Genomic DNA, 2,030 nt, shown 5'->3' with positions numbered 1-2,030 from the left:
CTATCCCTAGCCACTGCAGTCGAGGCCCTTCACAGGTCGGTCCACCCGGATGCGCGCCGGTTCAGCAATGAACAGATTGACTCAGCGTTATCGGCGGTAGCTTCATCAGACATGTCTGCTGAGATCGCCGACAGCCCTCTCTGCCAACCTTGAGTGAGGCACCCACCCCCTGATAATCAGTGACCGAGGGCGGGGATGGAGAGTTTCCCCGAGATGACGAGCAAGGTGACCGCATTGGTCCGGGCGACCGGGATCGAAGATCCTGGTCGGGTGTCTGATGCTGAAGCGCAACGTCGTGATCCGGAGGTGCCCGAGCGGGCCCGGCGGCGAACGTTCACCGCGAAGTACAAGTTGGAGATCCTGGCCGCCTACGACGCTGCCTCTGAGGGCCAGAAGGGTGCGCTGCTGCGGCGGGAGGGCCTGTACTCCAGCCACATCGTGGCGTGGCGCAAGGCCCGCGACGCGGGTGCGCTGGCCGGCCTGGCCGCACCGCGTGGACGCAAGCGCCGCGACCCGCAGGCCGAGCGGATCGCCCAGCTGGAGACCGAGAAACAGCAGTTGGAGCAGGAGCTGGCCAAGGCCCGCTTCGTGGTGGATGTGCAGGCAAAACTGCACGCGCTCTTGGAGACGCTCTCCGGGAGCGCGGACACCGGCAACGAGTCGATGAAGTGAGCGACGCCGCGATCGCCGAGCTGGCGCCCACGACGGGTGTGCGGGGTGCCTGCGATGCCGTCGGTGTTGCTCAGGCCAGCTACTACCGCCGGCACCGGCACAGCCCGCCACCGCCGCGGCCGGCACCGACTCCGCGGAAGGACCGGCCCCAGCCGCGTGCGTTGTCCGAGACTGAGCAGGCCGCGATCCTGGCGGAGTTGCACAGCGAGCGCTTCGTCGACGTCTCGCCGACCGAGGTGTGGGCCACCCTGCTCGACGAAGGCCGCTACCTGGGCTCGCTGTCCACCTTCTACCGGCTGCTGCGCCACGCCGGGGAGAGTAAAGAGCGCCGCCGTCAAGCCACCCACCCGGCTACCGTGAAACCGGAACTGGTTGCTTACCAACCGAATTCCGTGTGGTCGTGGGATATCACCAAGCTGCGCGGCCCGGAGAAATGGAGCTGGTACTACCTGTACGTGATCTTGGACATCTTTTCGCGTTACGTGGTCGGGTGGATGGTTGCCAGCCGTGAAAGTGCCGCTCTCGCTGAGGTATTGATCCGCCAGACCTGCGCCAAACAGGACATCGGGCGTGACCAGCTGACCATCCACGCCGACCGCGGCTCCTCGATGACCTCCAAGCCGGTGGCGTTCCTGCTCGCCGACCTCGGTGTCACCCAGTCGCACAGCCGCCCACACGTCAGCAACGACAACCCGTTCAGCGAAGCACAATTCAAGACGCTGAAGTACCGGCCCGACTTCCCAGACCGGTTCGACACGATCGAGGCCGCCCGCCGCCACTGCCAGATCTTCTTCGGCTGGTACAACGACGAACACCGCCATACCGGGCTCGGCTTGCACGTTCCCGCCGACGTGCACTACGGCACCGCCGCCATCATCCGCGACAAACGCGCCGGTGTGCTCAACGCCGCCTACGCCGCACACCCCGAACGATTCGTGCACAAGCCACCCGCACCACCGAAACTGCCCACCGGTTCCTGGATCAACAAACCCGACGACAACGAGGAGGCCACTCAGTAAATACCGCTCAACGGTGCCTCATTCAGGTTGACAAATTCCGCTGTCACCCACGGCCGACCACCACGAACTTGACATTTCAGATTCCACAGAACCACCGAGCAAGCAGCACTCAAGTGCCTATACTTAGTCACCCGGTCACTGGACCCGACCGGGACCGGCCAGAAACGATGGACGATGCGCTGGAAACCAGCACTGAACGCCTTCGCGATCACCTTCGCCGACCGCATGCCGGGAAGCGAAACCGCTTAACCAAAGATGCCGCTGGTCCGAAAATTATCATGACGGGCGGTGTTGAGGTGACTGGTGTCAGGCGGCTGGTGTGAGCGTGACGGTGTAGCC

The 2,030-nt window shown here is 64.3% G+C and carries 1 protein-coding gene and 1 pseudogene; both read left to right on the top strand.

Translation table 11 applies throughout. From position 1 onward, the window contains the following. Positions 1–252 precede the first annotated feature (252 nt). Positions 253–1,691 (top strand): IS3 family transposase gene (locus tag VML93_RS20160; RefSeq protein ID WP_414686402.1). Its coding sequence is split into 2 segments (ribosomal slippage): positions 253–604 and positions 604–1,691, totalling 1,440 coding nucleotides; the frame shifts between segments, so codons are not numbered across the junction. A gap of 78 nt (positions 1,692–1,769) precedes the next feature. Beyond that, positions 1,770–1,940, top strand: a pseudogene (locus VML93_RS20155) (IS256 family transposase); the annotation flags it as partial. Positions 1,941–2,030: the final 90 nt, after the last annotated feature.

It is taken from the genome of Mycobacterium sp. (genome assembly GCF_035499775.1).
Classification (GTDB): Bacteria; Actinomycetota; Actinomycetes; order Mycobacteriales; family Mycobacteriaceae; genus Mycobacterium.
Note: the sequence above shows the minus strand (reverse complement) of the source record. Positions and strands in the feature narration are given on the sequence as shown.